At 67.2% G+C, this 21,102-nt stretch carries 12 protein-coding genes; 1 reads left to right on the top strand and 11 read right to left on the bottom strand.

The genetic code is table 11. From position 1 onward, the window contains the following. Positions 1-144: 144 nt before the first annotated feature. On the bottom strand, positions 145-3,045 hold the full coding sequence (locus ACFFJD_RS16115; RefSeq protein ID WP_382365998.1) for a hypothetical protein: 2,901 nt from the start codon (positions 3,043-3,045) through the stop codon (positions 145-147). A gap of 237 nt (positions 3,046-3,282) precedes the next feature. Beyond that, positions 3,283-4,389 carry a DNA polymerase IV gene (locus ACFFJD_RS16120; protein WP_382366000.1) on the bottom strand — a complete coding sequence of 369 codons (1,107 nt, stop codon included), beginning with the start codon at positions 4,387-4,389 and terminating at the stop codon, positions 3,283-3,285. Between the two features lie 110 nt (positions 4,390-4,499). Here ACFFJD_RS16120 and ACFFJD_RS16125 point away from each other — a divergent pair, with 110 nt between their 5' ends. After that, positions 4,500-5,474 (top strand): alpha/beta hydrolase, encoded by a 975-nt coding sequence (locus ACFFJD_RS16125; protein ID WP_382366002.1) that lies wholly within the window; start codon positions 4,500-4,502, stop codon positions 5,472-5,474. Between the two features lie 114 nt (positions 5,475-5,588). On the opposite strand, the gene ACFFJD_RS16130 is transcribed toward ACFFJD_RS16125, so the two are convergent. The 9 genes from ACFFJD_RS16130 to ACFFJD_RS16170 all read right to left on the bottom strand — a co-directional run bounded on the left by ACFFJD_RS16130 (position 5,589) and on the right by ACFFJD_RS16170 (position 21,100). Further along, positions 5,589-6,608, bottom strand: a complete 1,020-nt coding sequence (locus ACFFJD_RS16130) for a type IV toxin-antitoxin system AbiEi family antitoxin (RefSeq protein ID WP_382366004.1) — start codon at positions 6,606-6,608, stop codon at positions 5,589-5,591. Between the two features lie 153 nt (positions 6,609-6,761). Next, complete coding sequence (locus ACFFJD_RS16135; RefSeq protein WP_382366006.1) at positions 6,762-10,733, bottom strand: DNA-directed RNA polymerase subunit beta'; 3,972 nt, start codon at positions 10,731-10,733, stop codon at positions 6,762-6,764. A gap of 46 nt (positions 10,734-10,779) precedes the next feature. Continuing rightward, the gene (gene rpoB, locus ACFFJD_RS16140; RefSeq protein WP_382366008.1) at positions 10,780-14,289 is read right to left on the bottom strand and encodes a DNA-directed RNA polymerase subunit beta; all 3,510 of its coding nucleotides are present in this window, start codon (positions 14,287-14,289) and stop codon (positions 10,780-10,782) included. A 335-nt stretch (positions 14,290-14,624) separates the two neighbouring features. Continuing rightward, positions 14,625-15,365 carry a hypothetical protein gene (locus ACFFJD_RS16145; protein ID WP_382366010.1) on the bottom strand — a complete coding sequence of 247 codons (741 nt, stop codon included), beginning with the start codon at positions 15,363-15,365 and terminating at the stop codon, positions 14,625-14,627. After that, positions 15,365-16,084: an Rv1363c family protein gene (locus tag ACFFJD_RS16150; protein WP_382366012.1), complete on the bottom strand. Its 720-nt coding sequence runs from the start codon at positions 16,082-16,084 to the stop codon at positions 15,365-15,367. Before ACFFJD_RS16150 ends, ACFFJD_RS16145 begins: the two co-directional genes overlap by 1 nt. 61 nt (positions 16,085-16,145) lie before the next feature. Further along, the gene (locus ACFFJD_RS16155; RefSeq protein ID WP_382366014.1) at positions 16,146-17,402 is read right to left on the bottom strand and encodes an MlaD family protein; all 1,257 of its coding nucleotides are present in this window, start codon (positions 17,400-17,402) and stop codon (positions 16,146-16,148) included. Next, on the bottom strand, positions 17,392-18,762 hold the full coding sequence (locus ACFFJD_RS16160) for an MCE family protein (RefSeq protein WP_382366016.1): 1,371 nt from the start codon (positions 18,760-18,762) through the stop codon (positions 17,392-17,394). Before ACFFJD_RS16160 ends, ACFFJD_RS16155 begins: the two co-directional genes overlap by 11 nt. Continuing rightward, complete coding sequence (locus ACFFJD_RS16165; protein ID WP_382366018.1) at positions 18,762-20,018, bottom strand: MCE family protein; 1,257 nt, start codon at positions 20,016-20,018, stop codon at positions 18,762-18,764. Before ACFFJD_RS16165 ends, ACFFJD_RS16160 begins: the two co-directional genes overlap by 1 nt. Then, positions 20,018-21,100: an MlaD family protein gene (locus ACFFJD_RS16170; protein WP_382366020.1), complete on the bottom strand. Its 1,083-nt coding sequence runs from the start codon at positions 21,098-21,100 to the stop codon at positions 20,018-20,020. Before ACFFJD_RS16170 ends, ACFFJD_RS16165 begins: the two co-directional genes overlap by 1 nt. Positions 21,101-21,102 lie beyond the last annotated feature (2 nt).

A 21,102-nucleotide genomic window follows, 5' to 3' on the forward strand; every position in this document is an offset into this window, starting at 1 on the left:
TCTTGTCCTTTTCGTGACTTTTAGTCTCAACGGATGATTCGCGACGACACGGCAACCCGGCCGCCCACTAGCCGCGGACGGCGAGAGCCGGTCACCGCACTCGGTGACCGGCCCTCGCTGAACCGACTGACTGCCTCGCCTATCTCACTCGTCGAATGACGGCTCCGGCGACGACCCGCCGGCTCCCGCGCCCACCAGTTCACCGGTCGACTCGGGGATGACCGGCGCCTGCTGCGTGACGGACGGCTCCGGCGTGACCGCCGGCTGCTCGACGGCCGACGGGGCCTGCGAGGTCTCCGGCGTGGTGAGCTCCGGAACGACCAGTTCGTTCTGCGTCGGCGCGCCGTCGTCGCCGTCCCCTGGCAGCACCGGGTCGGGCGTCGAGTCGTCCGGCACCGACTCGTCCGGCGTCGTACCGCCCGGGTTCAGCAGGCCCCACAGGTCCCCGAAGCCCTGGTCGACGAAGTCCTTCACGTCGCCGATCCCAGCGTCGATGCTGTCCCGGATACCGGCACTGAGGCCGAGCGCGCCGTCGATCGCCTTCAGGTCACTCGGCAACGTCACCGAGTCGATGAAATTCCGGGAGGTCCCGAAGAGATCCCACGGCTTGTCGAAGCTCCAGGTACCCAGCCCGAACGCGTTGTCCCACTGGACCAGCGAAATCTTGGGCAGCAGACCCGTCTGCGCGTCGGAAGCGATGCGCTTGATCTGCGGCAGCCCGATCAGATTCGGACGGTAGGTGCCGTTGACCTCCACGGCCGGGAAGAACACCACCTGGTGGCCGAGCCACTCGATGGTCAGCGGCTCGCGCAGACCGTAATCGCTGGTGAGCCAGTGCGCGGTGATCGACGATTCGACCACCGGATCCCACAGCAGATTGCCCTTGGAGTCCTTGGCCTGCTCCATCTTCTGGACCAGCAGCGGGTTACCGTCGGCGTCGAGGACGGGGTTGCCGTCGGCGTCGAGCTGCTCGATCATCACCGGCTTGGTGAGGTGGCGCGTCTTGGTCGCGAAGACGGGCTTGCCGTCGTCGTCGAGCTTCTGCACCTGCCGCTTCGTCGCCCACTCGGTGTCCGCGTCGACGACATTGCCGTCCGCGTCGACGTAGATCGGGTTGCCGTCGGCGTCGGCGTCGTCGACCATCACCGGCTCGTCGCTGGTGTAGTCCTCCCACGCATTCTCGGTGACGCCGACCATGCGCGGCGTGACCTTGTTCTTCAGCACCGGCACCTTGACGTCGACCATCGTCGGGTCGGTCTGCTCGTCGTCGTTCCAGAGCAGGTTGCCGTCGGCGTCCTTGGCCTGTTCCTGCTTGTTGACCATCACCGGCTTGCCGTCCGCGTCGAGGGCCGGGTTGCCGTCCTCGCCGACCAGGGCGACCTTGACCGGCTCCATCACCGGGTCACCGTTGGCGTCGAGCACCGGCTCCTTAGCGAAGACGGTCTCGACGTTCTTGGTGTAGCGGATGAAGTCCTTGGTCAGCTTGAGGCGATGGTCCTCCGACAGCACCGCACCCAGCATCTTGGCGACGGTCGGGTTCGACAGCAGCGCACCCAGGTCGGCCTCCTCGCCGCCCAGCAGCGGCAGGAACTGCTGCAGCAGCGCGTCGTTGCCCAGCGCGAGCGAGCTGATGTCGGTCAGGCCCCACTGCTGCTGGCGGGAGACCGAGTCGCCGGTGAAGTCCTGCGAACCGTTGGACAGCGGCCGCAGGTCCTTGTAGGTGTCGAAGGTGCCCAGCACGTTGGTGCAGCTGCCCAGGCCCTCGGCTGTCGCCCGCGCATCCAGGCCGAGGCAGTAGACCTCCTTGAGGCTCGGGATCGTGCCGTTCAAACCCCCGATCATCTCCAACATCGGTGTCATGTCGGCGGCGCCGGCCTCAGCCGCCATATCCGAGTCGAGCAGACCCGCAGCGAGCAGCTTGCTGAAATCGACGTCCTGCCCGAACCAGGTGAAGCGCAGGTCTTCGGTGTCCATGTTCGCCGCGATCGCGATTCCGTACTTGGCATAAGCCGTGGACAGTTGCCCGTGGTCGGCGGCGGCGAGTGCGACAGCGAGACTATTGCCGGTTTCGGCCAGGGCGGTGCCACCGCGCATGGACAGTGCGATGTTGATTCCATCGCCGATGATGGTGGATTTGCCCTTGGGCTGAGGAACTTCAGCCGGGAGCTCGATCGGACCGCCACGGGGATAGGTGGCTCCGGTGAGGTATTCGGCGACACTGATCGCCTGATTGCGTCGGATCGCGTTGAGGTCCTGCCCCTTGTTCACCCGGGTACTTCCGCTCAACGAACAACCGACCAAGAACGCGGGTTTGCCGATGTCACGCCCGAAGTGGTTGACGCAGCGGTCTTCGGTGGCCGGCTTGACCGGCAGCTTCGCCGCTGCAACGACCTCGTCGTACGTCTCGAAGGCATCGAACATGCGCGGGTCGATCGAGATCCCGTACTGACTCTTGGCCTGATCACGCACGCTGACCAAGCCGGCGACCTTCGGCGCGTCGAACAGCAGCCCGCCGATGATGTTGAAGAGATTGCGTTCGCCCATCTCGAACTTCACCAGACCCAGAATGTTCTGGTCCGGACCGAGGTCCATCCACATGTTCTGAGCGAAACCGCCGATCTCGAAGGTCTCCGGTAGCACCAGTGCCAGCCCGGTACCGGTCGAGTCGGTGCAGGTGGCGATCGCCCCGGGCGGGACCTGCCCCTGCTGGACGTCGTTCGGATCCCAGGCGGTGCTCTCGCCCGCATTCGGGTTTCCGTTGGCGAGCAGGCCTGTCCGGCACATCTCGACGAAGCCGGTCACCATGTCGTCGTCGAGGAGACCCAGGATCATCTCCGGGGTCATCTCCATCGCGGGAGCCTCGTCGGCCCCAGCGAGACCGACGCCGGTCCCACCGACGATCAGGCCGAAACCGAGGGTGGCGGCCGCGCCGACGGCCAGGATGTTGGTGCGCCAGCCGCGGGCGCCGAATCGTTTCTTCTCGCGGGCTTGCCGCCGAGCGGTGCGGCCGCGCTCGGATCGAGAATGGGGAGAGGTGAGGGTCACCAGGCACTCCAATGTCCGGGGTACTTGTCCCGATGGAGTGTGTCACCGGACACAGTGACTTGTCCGATATGCGCGTTACCGCCGAAAACGACATTTCCAGGCGGCACGAATTTGCTCAGCGAGGCCCAGTCCGCGGCAAGCAGCCACCTGCGACAACGGCGTCGGCCGGGAATTTCGCGGAGCGGCCCTGGTCCGAATACGACCAGAAAGTTGGCACAGAACCGGCGTTCGCCGCCGTCATTGCGCCGGGGGCTCGGCCAACTCCAGCCGGACCCCGAGGAGCCGGACGGGCTCCTCGAGCGCGAAGGCGGCGAGGAGATCGTCGACCACAGGCACGATCGAAGCGGCGTCGACGGTCGGGGCCGCCAGTTTGCGCATCTTGGTGCGCGTGAAGAAGGTCGACGTCCGGACGGTGAGCCCGACCCGGATCGGTTGCCGGTGCTCCCGCACCACCTGCGCCAGCACCTCGTCCAGCAGTCGGTGCGCCGCATCGCGGAGCTGTCCCGGTTCGGTCAAGTCCTGCGGAAAGGTGACCGACCGCGAATGCGATCGAGCCGGAGGCGCGACCACCGCGATCGAATCGTCGCCGCCGCCGCGCGCGAGCACGTACAGCCAGTGCCCCTTGTGCGGGCCGAACACCTCGATCAGATCGTCGAGTGCGGTCGCCGCGAGCTGGTCCACCGTCTCGATCCCGTGCTCGGCCAGGGTCGCGGCGGTGCGCGCCCCGACGCTCCACAGCGCTTCGGTGGGCTGCGGGCCGAGCAGCGTCGGCCAGTTGGCGTCGGTGAGCACGAAGCAGCGCGCGCCCTCGCCGTCGGCGCCGTCGCGCACCGCCCGTTTGGCGAAGCCGGTGGCGATCTTGGCCCGTTGCTTGTTGTCGGAGAGGCCGACGCAGCAGTCGAACCCGCACTCGGTCCGCACCGCGACGACGAGTTCCTCGGCGAGCGCGCGGGCCGCCGACTCGGTCGGCCGCGGTGCGTCCCGATCGCCGAACCCGATGCATCCCTCGTCGAATCCCCACACCTCCACCGGCGGTCCCACCCGGCGCACGGCGGCCCACACCCGTTCGGCGGTCTGCTCGTAGTAGGCCATGTCCAGCGGCAGGTAATGCGCCTCCGGCGCCTTCTTGTAGGCGACGCGCAGCGGCATGCCCGCCCGCACCCCGAGCGCCCGGGTCTCGTACGAGCCGCAGGTGACCACCTGCCGGGCCCGGGTCGGATCGCCGTCGCCCCCGACGATCACCTGCTGGCCGCGCAGTTCCGGTCGGCGACCGCGCTCGGCGGCCACCTGGAACTGGTCCACATCCAGGTGCAGCAGCCATCCGAATCGCGCGACGTCGGGCACGAATCCAGCCTAGGCCCGACGCGGCGCGCACAACACGATGCGGCATCGGTTCCTGCCGCGAGGTCCGCGGAGATTGGCCGGAGGAACGCTGCTCTCTATGGTCGAACCCGATGACTACCTTCACGATCCGCCGAGCCCTGTCCCTCCTGCTGGCCGCGGTGATCGCCGCCGTGACCCTCGCGGCGGCGCCGGCCGCCGGTGCCGCGCAGGCACGCGTGGTCGGGGTCCGCGAAATCAGTCCGCGCGTCTCGCTGGTGTCCGTCTACTCCCCGGCGATGAAGCGCGTGGTGTCCAGCCACGTGCTGCACCCGGCGGGCAAACCCGCCGGCCTGCCCAGCTTCTACCTCCTGCCCGGTGCGGGTGGCGCCGAGGACGGGATCAGCTGGTACAACCACGGCGGCGTCAAGCAGTTCTTCGCAGGCAAGCGCGTGAACGTGGTGCTGCCCATCGGCGGACGCTTCTCGATGATGACCGACTGGCAACGACGCGACCCGCTGCTCGGCGTCAACGAGTGGCAGAGTTTCTTCACCCGCGAGCTGCCCGAGGCGATCGATCGGACCTTCCGCACCAGCGGCGTCAACGCCCTCGGCGGGGTCTCGATGTCGGCCGGTCCGGCCCTCGATCTGGCCATCCAGGCGCCCCGCCGGTTCCGCGCCGTCGCCGCCTACAGCGGTTGTCCCGGCACCACCGATCCGCTCGGACGCCTCGCCGCCACCGCGATCCCCATGCGCGGCGGAGCCAACCCGTTCAACATGTGGGGCGCCTACGACAATCCGGCCTGGATCAAGCACGACCCGGTGGTGAACGCCGGCAAGCTCCGCGGCAAGACCATCTTCCTGTCGGCCGGCTCCGGCCTGCCCGGCCCGGTCGACGGCGGTCCGGTCGAGGCCCTCGGCGGCATGTTCGGCGGCAACGTCCTCGAGGCCATCGCCCTGAGCTGCACCACGAACATGTCCAACAAGCTGCGTTCACTCGCTATCGGCCACCGGTTCAACCACCGGCCCGACGGCACCCACAGCTGGGGCCTGTTCGCCGCCGACATGCGCCTGTCGTGGCCGATGATCGCCCGCGCCATCGGCGCCTGACACCACCTCGAGGCGGTCCCTCCCCCAAAGGCGGCAGTGCACCCCGGAGGCGGCACCCGGGGGTGCCGCCTTCGGGGGCCGCTGCCGCCTTTGTGTGGGAGTGGCGCGGGGCCGTCAGCAGAGGCCGCGCCTGCCGAGGTGGTCGGTCAGCACCGGGATGAAGGAGGCGTCGCGCAGCTCCTGCCAGACCGTCCGCACCATGTCGAGCCCCAGTTCACGCAGCTTGTCCTCGCGCAGCTTCTCCCGGATGACCACCTCCTCCGGGCTGTGCTTCGAGCCGATCGTCGCCTGCCGGTACTTGGTCAGGCCGTCGAACTCCACCACCACCTGCCCGTCGAAGTCGAGATCGACGTAGGCGACGCTTCCATCCCGCAGGTCGTGGCGCACCTGCAACGCCGGAATCGGCAGCCTGGCCTCGATCACCTGGGCACGACACCACGACTCCCCGGGATTGTCGGCCAACGGGTTCGCGTGCCGAAGCGCGAACCGCGCCGTCCCGACACCCCTGCGGCGCACCGCGAGGCGCTCGGCCAGCTCGTCGCGGTCCAGGCCGCGCGCCAACCCGGCGTCGAACGCGGCGAGCGCCCGGTGAAACGGACCGGTCAGGGCCAGATCGACGACGGTCCGCGCGAGCCCCGTGACCCGCACCCCGTCGACCTCGACGATGTCCTCGTCGGGCACGGTGCCGGTATGAAAGACGGTCTTGCGCTCCTTCGCGTTTCCGCCGTGCGGCCGCTGCGCGAAGCGGTGCACGCGCGTGCGCGTGGGCAACAGCACCGGGAGCCCGTGAAGGGCGGCCGCCGAATCGTGGCTGAGCAGTGCCGGCTGCTCCCCCGGCTTCGCTGCTCCCACGGCCAGACACCGTGCGCGGTAGAGGACGTCACCGCGATAGCGCGACGATTCGCTGATCCGGGATTCCTGCAGGTATACCCCGCGGCTCACCAGGACCAGTTCACCGGACGCGATCGCCGCCTCCAGCTCGCGCTGGGTGACGCCGGAGTCGAGGACGTCGTGCCGGTGCAGAAGACCGTGCTCGTCGGGAAGCCACATACTCTTTCGACGCTCCGCGCCCCGCCCCAGGTTCCCCGCCGCGTCGTCGGGCGTGTCGCGGCAGTCGACCACAAAGGCGGCCATGGTCCCCAGAGGCGGCTGCCCCGGGTGCCGCTTTCGGTGGCCACTGCCGCCTGTGTGGTGCCGAGTGCCGCCTTCAGCGGCGGGGGCGGCCGGGGCGCGAACGACGAAGCCCCCATTCCGCGAACGGAATGGGGGCTTCGGCGAGATTCGAACTCAGCGGCGGTAGTCGCCGTAGTCGAAGTCGTCCAACGGCACCGCGGCACCGGAGGAGGTGCCGAAGGCACCGTCCGGGCTGTAGTAGGTGTCGTCGTACGACGGCAGAGCGTAGGCAGCCGCGCGAGCTTCCTCGGTCGGCGCCACCTGGATGTTCCGGTAACGGTTGATACCCGTACCGGCCGGGATCAGCTTACCGATGATCACGTTCTCCTTCAGGCCCACCAGCTTGTCGCTACGGCTGTTGATCGCCGCGTCGGTCAGGACACGCGTGGTCTCCTGGAACGACGCCGCCGACAGCCACGACTCGGTGGCCAGCGAGGCCTTGGTGATACCCATGAGCACCGGACGACCCGAAGCCGGCTCGCCGCCCTCGGTGACCACCTGACGGTTGGCCGCCTCGAACTCGGCGCGCTCGGTGAGCGAACCGGGCAGGAACTCGGTGGCACCGGAGTCGATGATGGTCACGCGACGGAGCATCTGACGCACGATGGTCTCGATGTGCTTGTCGTGGATCGACACACCCTGACGGCGGTAGACCTCCTGCACCTCGTTGACCAGGTGGATCTGCACCTGACGCGGGCCCATCACGCGGAGCACCTCGTGCGGATCGGCCGGGCCGACCATGAGCTGCTCACCGACGTTGACGTGGTCGCCGTCGGCCAGCGGACGCTCGCTGCCGTCGGCCTGCACCACCGGTGCCAGACGCTGACGCTTGGACAGCTTGTCGTAGACCTGCTCCTCGGATCCGTCATCGGGGATGATCGTGATCTTGTAGAAGCGCTCGCCGTCTTCCAGCTGGATACGACCGGACACCTCGGCGATGGGCGCCTTGCCCTTGGGCACGCGGGCTTCGAAGAGCTCGGTGACTCGGGGCAGACCACCGGTGATGTCGTCGCCGACGCCACCCTGGTGGAAGGTACGCATGGTCAGCTGCGTACCGGGCTCACCGATCGACTGTGCGGCGATGATGCCCACGGCCTCGCCGATGTCGACCAGCTTGCCGGTGGCCATGCTGCGGCCGTAGCACATGGCGCAGACGCCGGTGCCGGTGCCACAGGTGAGGACCGAACGGACCTTGACCTCGGTGATGCCGGCGGCCAGCAGCTTCTCGATCGCCGGATCGCCCAGGTCGTGGCCGGCCTCGACGATGACGTTGCCGTCGGCGTCGACCGCGTCCGCGGCGAGCGTCCGCGCATAAGCGGAGGTCTCCACGTGCTGATCGCGAACCAGGTCGCGAGCCCCGGTGGCCGGGTTCTCGTGCCATGCCGCGATCGTCACGACAATGCCGCGCTCCACGCCGCAGTCGGTCTCGCGAACGATGACGTCCTGGCTGACGTCCACCAGACGACGGGTCAGGTAACCCGAGTCGGCGGTACGCAGTGCGGTATCGGCCAGACCCTTACGGGCGCCGTGCGTGTTGATGAAGTACTCGGCGACGGTCAGGCCCTCACGGAACGAGGACTTGATCGGACGCGGGATGAACTCACCCTTCGGGTTGGTCACCAGACCCTTCATGCCCGACAGGTTGCGGACCTGGGTCATATTGCCCGTCGCACCCGACTTCGGGATCATCGTGATCGGGTTGTCGTCCGGGTAGTACTCCTCCAGCGCCTTACCGACTTCCTCGGTGGCTTCCTTCCAGAGCTCGACCAAAGCGTCGCGACGCTCGTCCTTGGTCAGACCACCGTGCTGGTACTTGCGCTCCAGCTGGTCGGCCTGCGCCTCGTAGCGGTCGAGGATCTCCTTCTTGGCCGGCGGCACGAGCACGTCGGACATGGCGACCGTGACACCCGAGCGGGTGGCCCAGTAGAAGCCGACGTCCTTGAGCTTGTCGACGGTCTGCGCGACGACGATCATCGGGTAGCGCTCGGCGAGATCGTTGATGATCACGGCCTGACGCTTCTTCGGCATCTGCTCGTTGACGAACGGGTAGTCCGGCGGCAGCAGCTCGTTGAACATGACCCGACCCAGGGTGGTCTGCAGCTCCCAGGCCTGGCCCTTGCGCCACTTGCCGTCGAACTCGGCGGCCTCGACGTCGGCCGGCGGACGCAGGTCGGTCAGACGCACCTTGATCGGCGCCTGCACGCTCAGCGTGCCGCGGTCGACGGCCATGATGGCCTCGGCCGGGCTCGAGTAGACGCCCCGCTCCACGTCGTCGGAGGTGGCGGCGGTGTACGCACCGACAGCCGACTCCTTCTCGGTGGTCAGGTAGTACAGACCGGTCACCATGTCCAGACGCGGCATGGCCAGCGGTCGGCCCGAAGCCGGCGACAGGATGTTGTTGCTCGAGAGCATCAGGATGCGAGCCTCGGCCTGCGCCTCCGCGCTCAGCGGGAGGTGCACGGCCATCTGGTCACCGTCGAAGTCGGCGTTGAAGGCCTCACACACCAGCGGGTGCAGCTGAATGGCCTTGCCCTCCACCAGCTGCGGCTCGAAGGCCTGGATGCCCAGACGGTGCAGCGTGGGTGCACGGTTGAGCAGCACCGGGTGCTCGGCGATGACCTCTTCGAGGACGTCCCACACCTGCGGGCGCTGACGCTCGACCATGCGCTTGGCCGACTTGATGTTCTGCGCCTGGTTCAGGTCCACCAGTCGCTTCATCACGAACGGCTTGAACAGCTCCAGCGCCATCAGCTTCGGCAGACCGCACTGGTGCAGCTGCAGCTGCGGGCCCACCACGATGACCGAACGGCCCGAGTAGTCCACACGCTTGCCCAGCAGGTTCTGACGGAAACGTCCCTGCTTGCCCTTGAGCAGATCGCTCAGCGACTTCAGCGGCCGGTTGCCCGGGCCGTTGACCGGACGTCCACGACGACCGTTGTCGAAGAGTGCGTCCACCGACTCCTGCAGCATCCGCTTCTCGTTGTTGACGATGATCTCGGGCGCACCCAGATCGATCAGTCGCTTGAGGCGGTTGTTGCGGTTGATGACGCGGCGGTACAGGTCGTTCAGGTCCGAGGTGGCGAAACGGCCACCGTCGAGCTGAACCATCGGACGCAGCTCCGGCGGGATCACCGGCACGGCGTCGAGCACCATCGCCTTGGGCGAGTTGCCGGACTGCTGGAACGCGGCCACGACCTTGAGGCGCTTGAGCGCGCGCAGCTTCTTCTGACCCTTGCCGGAGCGAATGGTCTCGCGGAGCAGCTCGGCCTCGGCGTCGATGTCGAAGTTCTCCAGGAGCTTCTTGATCGCCTCGGCGCCCATCGCGCCGGCGAAGTACTCGCCGAAGCGGTCCTCGAGCTCGCGGTAGAGACGCTCGTCGATGATCAGTTCACCCGGGGTGAGCTTGACGAACTTGTCCCAGATCTCGTCGAGCCAGTCGACCTCGCGGCCGGCGACGTCGCGCATCTTCTTGAGCTCGCGCTCGGCGGCATCGCGAATCTTGCGCTTGACGTCGGCCTTGGCGCCCTCGGCTTCCAGCTCGGCCAGGTCGGCTTCGAGCTTGGACTGGCGCTCGGCCAGTGCGGCTTCGAGGTCGTCCATGATCGCCTTGCGTTCGACGACCACCTCCGCCTCACGGGTGGAGAGCTCGGCGTGGCGCAGCTCGTCGTCGACCGAGGTGATGACCCAGGCGGCGAAGTAGATGATCTTTTCCAGATCCTTCGGCGCCAGGTCGAGCAGGTAACCCAACCGGCTCGGCACACCCTTGAAGTACCAGATGTGCGTGACCGGTGCGGCCAGCTCGATGTGGCCCATGCGCTCACGACGCACCTTGGCCTTGGTCACCTCGACGCCGCAGCGCTCACAGATGATGCCCTTGAAGCGCACGCGCTTGTACTTGCCGCAGTAGCACTCCCAGTCGCGAGTCGGTCCGAAGATCTTCTCGCAGAACAGGCCGTCCTTCTCGGGCTTGAGCGTGCGGTAGTTGATGGTCTCCGGCTTCTTGACTTCGCCGTATGACCAGTTGTGGATGTCATCGGCCGTCGCCAGGCCGATCTTCAGTTCGTCGAAAAAGTTGACGTCGAGCACTAGATGCCTTTCAGTGTCTCTTCAATCGTCGGATGGCTGGTCACTACTAGTTGGCGAGGTCGTCGACCGTCGCGCTTTCGTTGCGCGAGAGGTTGATGCCCAGGTTCGCCGCGGCGCGCTCGAGGTCCTCGTCGTCGGAGTCGGCCATCTCGATGGCGGCACCGTCGGACGACAGCACCTCCACGTTCAGGCACAACGACTGCAATTCCTTGAGGAGCACCTTGAACGACTCCGGAATGCCCGGCTCCGGGATGTTCTCGCCCTTGACGATGGCCTCGTAGACCTTCACGCGACCCACCACGTCATCCGACTTGATGGTCAACAGTTCCTGCAGCGTGTACGCGGCGCCGTAGGCCTGCATGGCCCAGCACTCCATCTCGCCGAAACGCTGTCCACCGAACTGCGCCTTACCGCCGAGCGGCTGCTGCGTGATCATCGAGTACGGACCGGTCGAACGCGCGTGGATCTTGTCGTCGACCAGGTGATGCAGCTTGATGATGTACATGTAACCGACCGAGACCGGGTACGGGAACGGCTCGCCCGAACGCCCGTCGAACAGGATGGCCTTGCCATCGCTGTTCACCATGACGTCGCCGTCACGGTTGGGCAGGGTGGAACCGAGCAGACCGGCGAGCTCGTCGTCGCGAGCACCGTCGAACACCGGGGTGGCGGTGTTGGTGTCGGGCTCGACCGAGTACAGCTCCTCCGGCAGACGCTCGGCCCAGTCGGGCACGCCCGCGGCCACGTCGATGTTCCAGCCGGCCTTGGCCACCCACCCGAGGTGGGTCTCCAGGATCTGGCCGATGTTCATACGACGCGGCACACCGTGGGTGTTCAGGATGATGTCGACCGGGGTGCCGTCGGGCAGGAAGGGCATGTCCTCGGCGGGCAGGATCTTGCCGATGACGCCCTTGTTGCCGTGACGGCCGGCGAGCTTGTCGCCGTCCTGGATCTTGCGCTTCTGCGCGACGTAGACGCGCACCAGCTCGTTGACGCCCGGGGGCAGATCGTCGTCGTCGTCGCGGCTGAACACGCGCACGCCGATGACCTTGCCGGTCTCGCCGTGCGGCACCTTCAGCGAGGTGTCGCGCACCTCGCGCGCCTTCTCACCGAAGATCGCGCGGAGCAGACGCTCCTCCGGGGTCAGCTCGGTCTCGCCCTTCGGGGTGACCTTGCCGACCAGCACGTCGCCGTCGCGGACCTCGGCGCCGATGCGGACGATGCCGCGCTCGTCGAGGTCGGCCAGCACCTCATCGGAGACGTTCGGGATGTCCCGGGTGATCTCCTCGGCGCCCAGCTTGGTGTCGCGGGCATCGATCTCGTACTCCTCGATGTGAATCGAGGTGAGGGTGTCCTCCTCCACGAGCCGCTGGCTCAGGATGATCGCGTCCTCGTAGTTGTGACCCTCCCACGGCATGATCGCCACGAGCAGGTTCTTGCCCAGCGCCATCTCGCCCTGATCGGTGCACGGGCCGTCGGCCAGCACCTGGCCGGCCTCGACACGCTGACCCTCGTCCACGATCGGCACCTGGTTGGCGCACGTGCCGTGGTTGCTGCGCTCGAACTTGCGCAGACGGTAGCTCTGGCGGGTGCCGTCGTCGGCCATCACGGTGATGAAGTCGGCCGAGACCTCCTCCACCACACCGGTGTCCGAGTTGACGATCACGTCGCCGGCGTCGACGGCGGCGCGCAGCTCCATGCCGGTGCCGACCAGCGGGGATTCGCTGCGCACCAGCGGCACGGCCTGACGCTGCATGTTGGCGCCCATCAGCGCACGGTTGGCGTCGTCGTGCTCGAGGAACGGAATCATGGCGGTCGCGACCGACACCATCTGGCGCGGCGAGACGTCCAGGTACTCCACCTGCGAGGCCGGGACGAACTCGACCTCGGCGCCCTTGATACGGACCAGGACGCGATCGTCGGTGATGTTGCCCTGGGCGTCGTAGGAGGTGTTCGCCTGGCCGATGAGGAAGCGGTCCTCCTCGTCGGCGGTCATGTACTTGATCTCTTCGGTGACCACACCGTCGACGACCTTGCGGTACGGGGTCTCGATGAAGCCGAACGGGTTGACCCGCGCGTACACCGAGAGCGAACCGATCAGGCCGATGTTCGGGCCTTCCGGGGTTTCGATCGGGCACATGCGGCCGTAGTGCGACGGGTGCACGTCGCGCACCTCGAGGCCGGCGCGCTCACGGCTCAGACCGCCCGGGCCCAGCGCCGACAGGCGACGCTTGTGGGTCAGACCCGACAGCGGGTTGTTCTGGTCCATGAACTGCGAGAGCTGGCTGGTTCCGAAGAACTCCTTGATCGCCGCCACGACGGGACGGATGTTGATCAGGGTCTGCGGGGTGATCGCCTCGGCGTCCTGGGTGGTCATCCGCTCGCGGACGACGCGCTCCATGCGGGACAGGCCCAACCGGATCTGGTTCTGGATGAGCTCACCGACGGTGCGCAGACGACGGTTGCCGAAGTGGTCGATGTCGTCGACCTCGACGGGCACCTCGACGCCGCCGGGGCCGGTCATCAGCGGCACGGAGGCGGTGTTCGGGTCCGACTCGTGCAGACGCACCAGGTACTCGACGGTGGTGACGATGTCCTCGCGGGTGAGGACGGCTTCACCGTTCATCGGGTTGTCGGTGAGACCGAGCTTCTTGTTGATCTTGTAGCGGCCGACGCGCGCCAGGTCGTAGCGCTTCTCCTTGAAGAACATGTTCTCCAGGAGGCTCTCGGCCGACTCCTTGGTGGGCGGCTCGCCCGGACGCAGCTTGCGGTAGACCTCCAGCAGCGCCTCGTCCTGGTTGTTGGTGTGATCCTTCTCCAGGGTCGACATCATGATCTCGGAGAACCCGAAACGCTCGGAGATCTCCTCGCGGGAGACGCCGAGGGCCTGCAGCAGCACGGTGACCGGCTGGCGGCGCTTGCGGTCGATGCGGACACCGACGGTGTCGCGCTTGTCGATGTCGAACTCCAGCCAGGCGCCACGGCTCGGGATCACCTTGACCGCGTGCAGGGTCTTCTCGGTGGCCTTGTCGATGTCGCGGTCGAAGTACACACCGGGGCTGCGGACCAGCTGGCTCACCACGACACGCTCGGTGCCGTTGATGATGAAGCTGCCCTTGTCGGTCATCATCGGGAACTCGCCCATGAAGACCGTCTGAGACTTGATCTCACCGGTGTTGTTGTTGATGAACTCGGCGGTGACGAACAGCGGCGCCGAGTAGGTCATGTCCTTGTCTTTGCACTCGTCGATCGAGGCCTTGACCTCATCGAAGTGCGGTTCCGAGAACGAGAGGGACATCGAGGACGAGAAGTCCTCGATGGGCGAGAGCTCGCGGAGGACTTCCTCGAGTCCGCCGACCGGATTGTCCTCACCTCGAGCGATCGCCTTGGCGTGCCACTCCGGAGTCCCGATCAGCCACTCGAATGAGTCCAGCTGCAGATCCAGGAGACCCGGAACCTCCAGCGGCTCATCGATCTTGGCGAAAGAGACACGGCGCGGAGCTCCAGGGATGCTGCCGGTCGAGGTGGTTGAGGTGGACTGGCGGTCGAGTGCCAAGATGCGTCCTTCCAACACGAGGTGTTCACTATGTGGCGTCTAGCCTTTGGCCTTGGGGCCGCTTGCGTGGTCCGCTTTTCGTTCATTGACCTGCGGTTTCCCCGGGCCGGCACAGGAGTGCTCGGGTGGAAGATGCGATCAGTGGACAGGGCGCGGGCAGCGCAACGTCCTACTGTATCAGAAAATGGGCAGGGTTTGTCAACCCTGTCAAGGGGCAGAGGGCCCCGGGCTCAGGAGCGAGGCCCCGGCCGTGTCGCAACCGTGCGGCGCTCGCTGGAAACAGACTGTACTGCCTGCGGCCGATCGTCAAGCAGAACGCGCGGTTTTTCCTCGACTCACACGTCGGAGACGTCCGAGATCAACCACTGACCGTCCTTTTTGACCATGGTGTACTGCATGCGCGGAGCCAACTGCTGGACCGGCTCGCCGCCGACGCTGACGGTGGACACCAGGATCGCCAGCAGGACGGCGCGATCGTCGGTCAGTGAGGACACGGCGATGGAGTCGACGCGGCACACCGAGTCGGCGCGCGCCTGCTCGATGATCTTGCGGTTGGTCTCGAAGGCCTTGTCGAACGCCTCGCGGGCGCCGTCGGTGATCGACGCGCGGACGCGGTCCATCGCCTCGGGCAGGTTCTGCCATTCGTACTGCAGCGGCAGGCAGGCCTTGGCCTCCAGCTGCGTCTTGACCTCGTTGGTGGCGCCGGTGTCGGCGAACGCCTGATTGCTGGTGCCCGAGACTCCGGGATGCCAGGCCAGGACCGCGGCGATGCCTCCGAGGATCGCGGCCACCAGCCACAGCGTGATCGCCAGGGAGACCGTCTGTTTCGCGGAGCGACGCGGCCCCGAGCCGCCCTCGGCGGCGGACGCGCTCACCGCTGCGGTGCGCTCGGCCGCGGTGCGCTCGGCGGTGGCGCGGACACCGCTGAGGTCGACGCTCTCCTCGCGGGGCCGACTGCGCGGCGCCTGGCCGCGCGCGGCGCGGATCTTCTCGGTGGCTGCGGCGGCGTCGAGCGTCGGCTCGGGCGCGGTGAGATCGAGCTTGGTCTCGACGATCTTGCGGGGTTCTTCGCTCATCACCGACCGCCTTCCGTCGGCTGCTCCAGGTAGGCCATGTCGCTCAGAGGCACGATGTTGCTGGCCTTGCGCATGCCGTCGGCCTCCACCACGGTCACCAGGAACTCCATCGGCACCTGTTCCGCCGGTGCGCCGTCGGCGCCCTTGGCCGTCGAGGTGGAGAAGACCAGGACGGTGACCTCGTTCTCGTCCACGTTCACCTCGGTGGCGGCGGCCCGGCTGATGGTGGCGACCAGCTGCGCGTTCTGCACGCGCTTGCCGGCGGCCAGCTCCTTCTTCAGCTGCTCCACCTGGCCGTCCTGCGTCTGCTTCAACGCGGTGCCGGTCAACGACGACTGCAGTCGCTTCTCCCAGCCGTCGATGTCGTTGACGTCGATGTTGGTGACGTTCAGGATGGCCTGCTCGGCCGCGTCGACCGAGTCGTCGCGCAGGGTGGCCGCTTCCCCGCCCGCGGTGAGGTAGGCGGAGATGCCGGTGTAACCGAAGTAGCCCAGGCAGGCGACGGCCCCGGCCAGCGCGACGCTGCCCGTGGCGAGCGCCAGTGACGACGCCCAGTGCCGATCGGCACCCGGCCGCGGAGTCCTCTTCGCAGTCTTCGTCGAGGTCGCCGTCTTCGTCGACGCCTCGGAGATGACCGCGGTGTCGGCAGCGTCCGCCTCGGAATTGACCTCGGTGTCGACCACGTCGTCACCCTCGATGTCGTGCTGCTCAGAACTCATTGCGCGCCACTGTATCTACTCGCGGCCGGTCATCTCAAACACGGCCTCTCCCCTGCCCCGGTCAGTTCTTGTACTTGGTGGGGTGCACCCCGGTGAGCCACGCCAGCTGCATGGCCAGCGGGTTCAGGTTCAACTTGTCCGGATCCTTCTTCGGGGTGTTGTCCCACGGCTGCGGGTAGTCCGGGTTCGCCAGCGCCGCACGGTCGGCACCGCGCACCGCCGTCGGATTGCCGACGGGGACCTCGCAGCTGGCATCCCGGTTGAACGGGAAGTCGTCGTAGCTGACGTCGAAGGTCGGATCCTTCTTCTTCATCTCGGCGATCATCGCCTTGGTGCCCTCGTAGCCGCGCGTACAGGTCGGCGGGTTGTTGGTCTCGAGCACGATGCCGAAGTGGATCTGCCCGTCGCCCGGCGCCGGACTGTGGCTGCCCGCCGACAGCGCCGACAGCATCGCCAGGGTGGCCCCGGTGGCGAACGACGCCGGCTCGATGGTGTCCATGGTGACGCCGAGCTGATGGATCAGCGTGGTCGCGTCGGCACCGTTGCGCTGCAGGAACGTCGACAGCTGGGTGGCGGTCATCGGCGCGTTGGTCAGCAGACGACGCACATCCGGGTCCGACGACGCCAGCTGCGCCGTGATCAGCTCCAGACCCTTGGACCAGGCCAGGATCTCGTCGGACTGGTCGGCCTGCGTGGCCAGCACCACGTCGGCGTTCTGGATCAGCGAGATCGTCTCGCCCAGGTTGTCGTGCCCGGACTGCGCGAGCTTGGTCAGCGCGTCGACCAGGCGGTTCATGTTGTCGGCCTGGCCATCGAAGGCCTTGCCCAGTTCGCTGACCACCGTGGTCAGGTCCTCCACCGGCACCGACTCGGTCAGCGCGATGGTGTCGGTCATGACGTCCTGCAGCACCGGCGGCAGCACGTACTCGGTGATCACGTCGTTGTCGGCCAGGTAGGGGCCGTTCCCGCTGGTCGGCTGCAGGTCGACGAACTGCTCGCCGATCGCCGAGCGGTTGGCGAAGACCGCCACCGCGGTGGTCGGCACCTTGGCCGCATCCGAGTCCAGCAGCAGTTCCACGTCGACGCCCGACTCGGTCAGGGTCATGTTCCCCACCCGGCCGACCGGCACACCGCGATAGGTGACCTGTGCGTTGGAGAAGATGCCGCCGCTACTCTCGCCCATCCGGACGATCACCGAGTACTGGCCGATGCCGACGAGCTTGTCCATGCGCGCGTAGTTGGCACCCACGTAGACGATCGCCAGCACACCGACGATAGCGAAGACGATCAGCTGGATCTTGACGAACTTAGTGAGCATCGGTGCCTCCGAGGAGCGCGATCGGGCCGTCCAGGAAGCTGTCGTACTCCTGGGCCCCCGGCGTCACCGCGTACTGGTTGGACGGCGTCTTGTCGGCAGGCTTCTTCGGCGTCGAGTTCTTCTGGGGCGTCGACTTCTTCTGCGGCGCCGGGTTCATCGGGTACGTGCCGCCGGACGGCGGAGTGTTCGGGCCGAACCGCGAGTTCGGCGCCGGCGGCAGCAGCGAGATCGTCGGCCACCCCCAGCGCGGCCCGTTGCCGTTCACATACGGGTTGCGCGGATCCACCTTCGGCGGGTTGACGCTCGGCGGCTGATAGCGCGGGGTGCCCTGACCCACGCCCAGGGCCTCCAGCTGATTGCGCAGCCGGAAGTCGAGGGTCATGAACAGGTTGGTGGAGTCGCCGTGGACCGCGGGCAGCAGGTCGTCGGGGAACGGATGGGTGAGCATCAGCGGCACCGCCGTGATCGCATCGTCGGCCGACTTGGCCAGCTGCGTCATGATCGGGCTGAGCGCCTTGAGGTCGTTGATCATCGCCGTGTGCGCCTTGTTCAGGACCGCGGTCCCGGCCTGGCCCAGCTCGTCGAGCTTGCCGAGCAGGTCCACCAGCTGCGGACGCTGCTCCTCGAGGACCGCCAGGCCGGCGGGCAGCTCGTCGAGGATGCGTTCGATCTGCTGGGTCTGGCCGGCGGCGCGGTCGGACAGCGCGGCCACGCCGTCGACGGCCTTGACGATGTTGTCCCGCTGCTTGTTGAGGCCGCGGATCAGCTTCTCGGCGTTGACCAGCAGTTCGCGCATCTCGCTGCTGCCGTCTTCACCGCCCATCGACTCGTTGAGCGCGGTGATGATCGGCTTCAACTGGTTGATGCCGCCGCCGTTCAGCAGCAGCGACAGCGCCCCGAGGAGTTCCTCGATGTCGGTGGTGGTGGACGTGCGCGACACCGGGATCGGTTCGGCCGGATTCTGCCGCGGCGCTTGCGCGGCATCCTCGGGCTCGGACAGCGCGACGAACTTCTCGCCGAGCAGGTTGGTCTGCTGCACCGCGGCGTGGGCCTGATCGGACAGGTCCACCGAGTTCTTCACGGTCACCGTGACCAGGGCATCCCAGGAACCCTGCGGCACCTCGATCTTGGTGACCCGGCCGACCGGCATGCCGTTCTTCTTCACGACGGTCTGCGGGACCAGGTCGAGGATGTTCTCGAAGGCGATCCGGTACTCACGCGGATCGTCGCCGACGTCCACGCCGCCGGGCAGCGGCATCTGCTGCACGTTCACCGAGCAGCCGGAGGCCCCGACGACCACCGCGGTCATCGCCACCGCCACACCGGCGGCCTTGAGGCGGGAGGACTTGCCGAACCTCATCAGTTACCTCCCGGGAGCTTGGGATCAGGATTGCCGGGAACCGCACCGGGCGTCGGCATGCGCTGCAGCTTGTTGTTGCTCATCAGGCCGAACGGCAGGATCGGCAGCACCGGTTCGAGCACATCGTCCTGAATCTGCTCCCCCAGCTCCAGGCAGTGCTGGATCAGCGGCTGCAGCTGGTTGGAGAAGGCTTTGGCCTGCGGGTTGCCCGGCAGGAGCTTGCCGAGGTCGAGCATCTTGCACATCGCCCCGGCCGGATCCTGCAGATCCGGAATGTTCACGCGCATGGCGACCGTGCCCGACTCGGCGTCGTAGGCGTTGATCAGGTTGCTGATGGTGACCGGCAGGACCGTGAAGATCTCCAGCAGGTCCTCCCGATTGTCCAGCAGCGCCTGACCGGTGGGCTGCAGGTCGCGGATGGTCTGACCCAGCTTGGCCTCGTTCTCGGCGAGGAACCGCGCCACATCGCCGAGGGCGAAGGACAGCGTGTTGAGCGCCTTGCCCAGCTGCGAACGTTCACCGGCCAGGAAGGTGTTGAACGACGCCATCTGGCTGTTGAACAGCCGCACCTGCTGGTCGTTCTCCTGAAGCGCGCCGACGAAGACGTCGAGGTTCTTGACCGTGTCGACGATGTCGCCGCGCGAATCGGCCAGTGTGCTCGCGGCCTTGGACAGGTTAGTGATGGCCGCACCCAGCTTCTCGCCGTTGCCGTCGAGCGCATCGGCGCCGGCGGTCACGAAATCGCTGAGCGCACCCTTCTGGTTCACCCCGTCCGGTCCCGGTCCCAGCGACTTGGACAGCTTCTGCAGGTTGCCGTAGATCGCGTCGATCTCCACCGGCACCGCGGTGCGGTTCTCGTCAAGGGTGATGTCCTTGCCCGCGGTGGGTCCGCCGGAGTAGGCGGGGATCAGCTGCACGTAGCGGTCGGCCACCAGCGACGGGATCACCTGCACGGCCTTCACGTCGGCCGGCAGCTGCACCCCGCTGTTCACCCGCAGCTCCACCTCGGCGGTCTCGCCGCGCGGGGTCACCTTGGTGACCTTGCCGACGTCGACGCCCAGGATCCGCACGTTGGATCCCTCGTAGATGCCGACGGCGCTGGAGAAGGTGGCCTTGATCTTGGTGGAGTTGGCCATCCCCCACGACCACCAGCCGATGATGCCCAGGATCAGCGCCAGCACCACCGTGACCGCGGCGATCGTCTTGTTTCGAGCGGTGAAGAACGTGTTGTCCACCGTCGTGTCCGGAGTCGTCATCAGCCGCCCGTCCCGCCGCTCGTGAGGTTCTTCTGCATGTTCGGCAGCCTCGTCGTGTTCTGTGCCGGCAGCGCGGGCGGCAGCAGGTTGGTCACCACGGCCTCGAACCAGCGACCGTTGCCGAGCACGTTGGCGTACAGGCGGTAGAAGGGGGCCATGTTCTGGATGGTGCTGCGCAGGTTCGCGTTCTGCGCGGTCAGCAGGTCGGTGACCCCGCGCAGCGAGTCGAGCACCGGCCCGATCTGCTTCTCGTTGTCGGTGACGATGCCGGTCAACGCCCGGCTGAGGCTCTCGGTGCTGGCCAGCAGTGCCGAAATGGACTGCTGCCGGTTGTTGAGCTCCTGCAGGAGGACGCCCGCGCCGGCGATCAGACGGGTGAACTCCTCGTTACGGTCGGCCAGGATCTGCGACGAGTCGCGGGTGGCCTTCAGCAGGCGACGCACCTCGTCGTCGCGGCTGGCGATGGTCTTGGACAGCCGGGAGATGCCTTCGAGCGAGGGTCCGATGTCGTCGGCCGTGGCCGTGAAGACGTCGGAGAGCTCGCCGAGCGCCTTGGCCACCTGATCGGTGTCGACGTTCTCGATCTGGTCGGTGGCATCGGAGAATGCCTCGATCACGTCGTACGGGGCCACCGTTTCGGTGAGCACCACGCGCGGATCGGCCCGCTCGGTGCCCAGCGGATTGAGGGCGATGTACTTCTGGCCGAGCACCGTCTTGATCTGAATGGTCGCCTGGGTGCGGTCACCGATCCAGGTGTTCGACACGCGCAGCTTCATCAGGACCCGATCGCCGTCGAGCTTGACCTCGGTCACCTCGCCGACGCGGATACCGGCCACCCGCACCTCGTTGCCCGGCTGCACGCCGGCGGCCTCGGAGAACTGCACGGTGTACTGCGGGCTCGCGCCCAGCAGCGGCAGATCCTTGAGATAGAAGGTCGACAGGCTCACCATCACCAGGACCGCCAGCCCCAGGATGCCGATGCTGCGGGCGCTCCGGCGCCCGGCGAAGCGGCGCGACTTCTTGGGCGGCAGCTTGGTGACGTCGATCTCGTCGCCGTCGGGGGTGCTGTGCTGATCGCTCATGC

The organism is Gordonia phosphorivorans (assembly GCF_042432625.1).
In the GTDB taxonomy this organism is placed as follows: domain Bacteria; phylum Actinomycetota; class Actinomycetes; order Mycobacteriales; family Mycobacteriaceae; genus Gordonia; species Gordonia phosphorivorans.

Bases quoted from the DNA above. Each gene is read 5' to 3' on its own strand.
- ACFFJD_RS16150 (WP_382366012.1), bottom strand. From the start codon at position 16,084: ATGAGTTCTGAGCAGCACGACATCGAGGGTGACGACGTGGTCGACACC.
- ACFFJD_RS16160 (WP_382366016.1), bottom strand. From the start codon at position 18,762: ATGAGGTTCGGCAAGTCCTCCCGCCTCAAGGCCGCCGGTGTGGCGGTG.
- ACFFJD_RS16130 (WP_382366004.1), bottom strand. From the start codon at position 6,608: ATGGCCGCCTTTGTGGTCGACTGCCGCGACACGCCCGACGACGCGGCG.
- ACFFJD_RS16165 (WP_382366018.1), bottom strand. From the start codon at position 20,018: ATGACGACTCCGGACACGACGGTGGACAACACGTTCTTCACCGCTCGA.
- ACFFJD_RS16125 (WP_382366002.1), top strand. From the start codon at position 4,500: ATGACTACCTTCACGATCCGCCGAGCCCTGTCCCTCCTGCTGGCCGCG.
- ACFFJD_RS16170 (WP_382366020.1), bottom strand. From the start codon at position 21,100: ATGAGCGATCAGCACAGCACCCCCGACGGCGACGAGATCGACGTCACC.
- ACFFJD_RS16155 (WP_382366014.1), bottom strand. From the start codon at position 17,402: ATGCTCACTAAGTTCGTCAAGATCCAGCTGATCGTCTTCGCTATCGTC.
- ACFFJD_RS16145 (WP_382366010.1), bottom strand. From the start codon at position 15,365: ATGAGCGAAGAACCCCGCAAGATCGTCGAGACCAAGCTCGATCTCACC.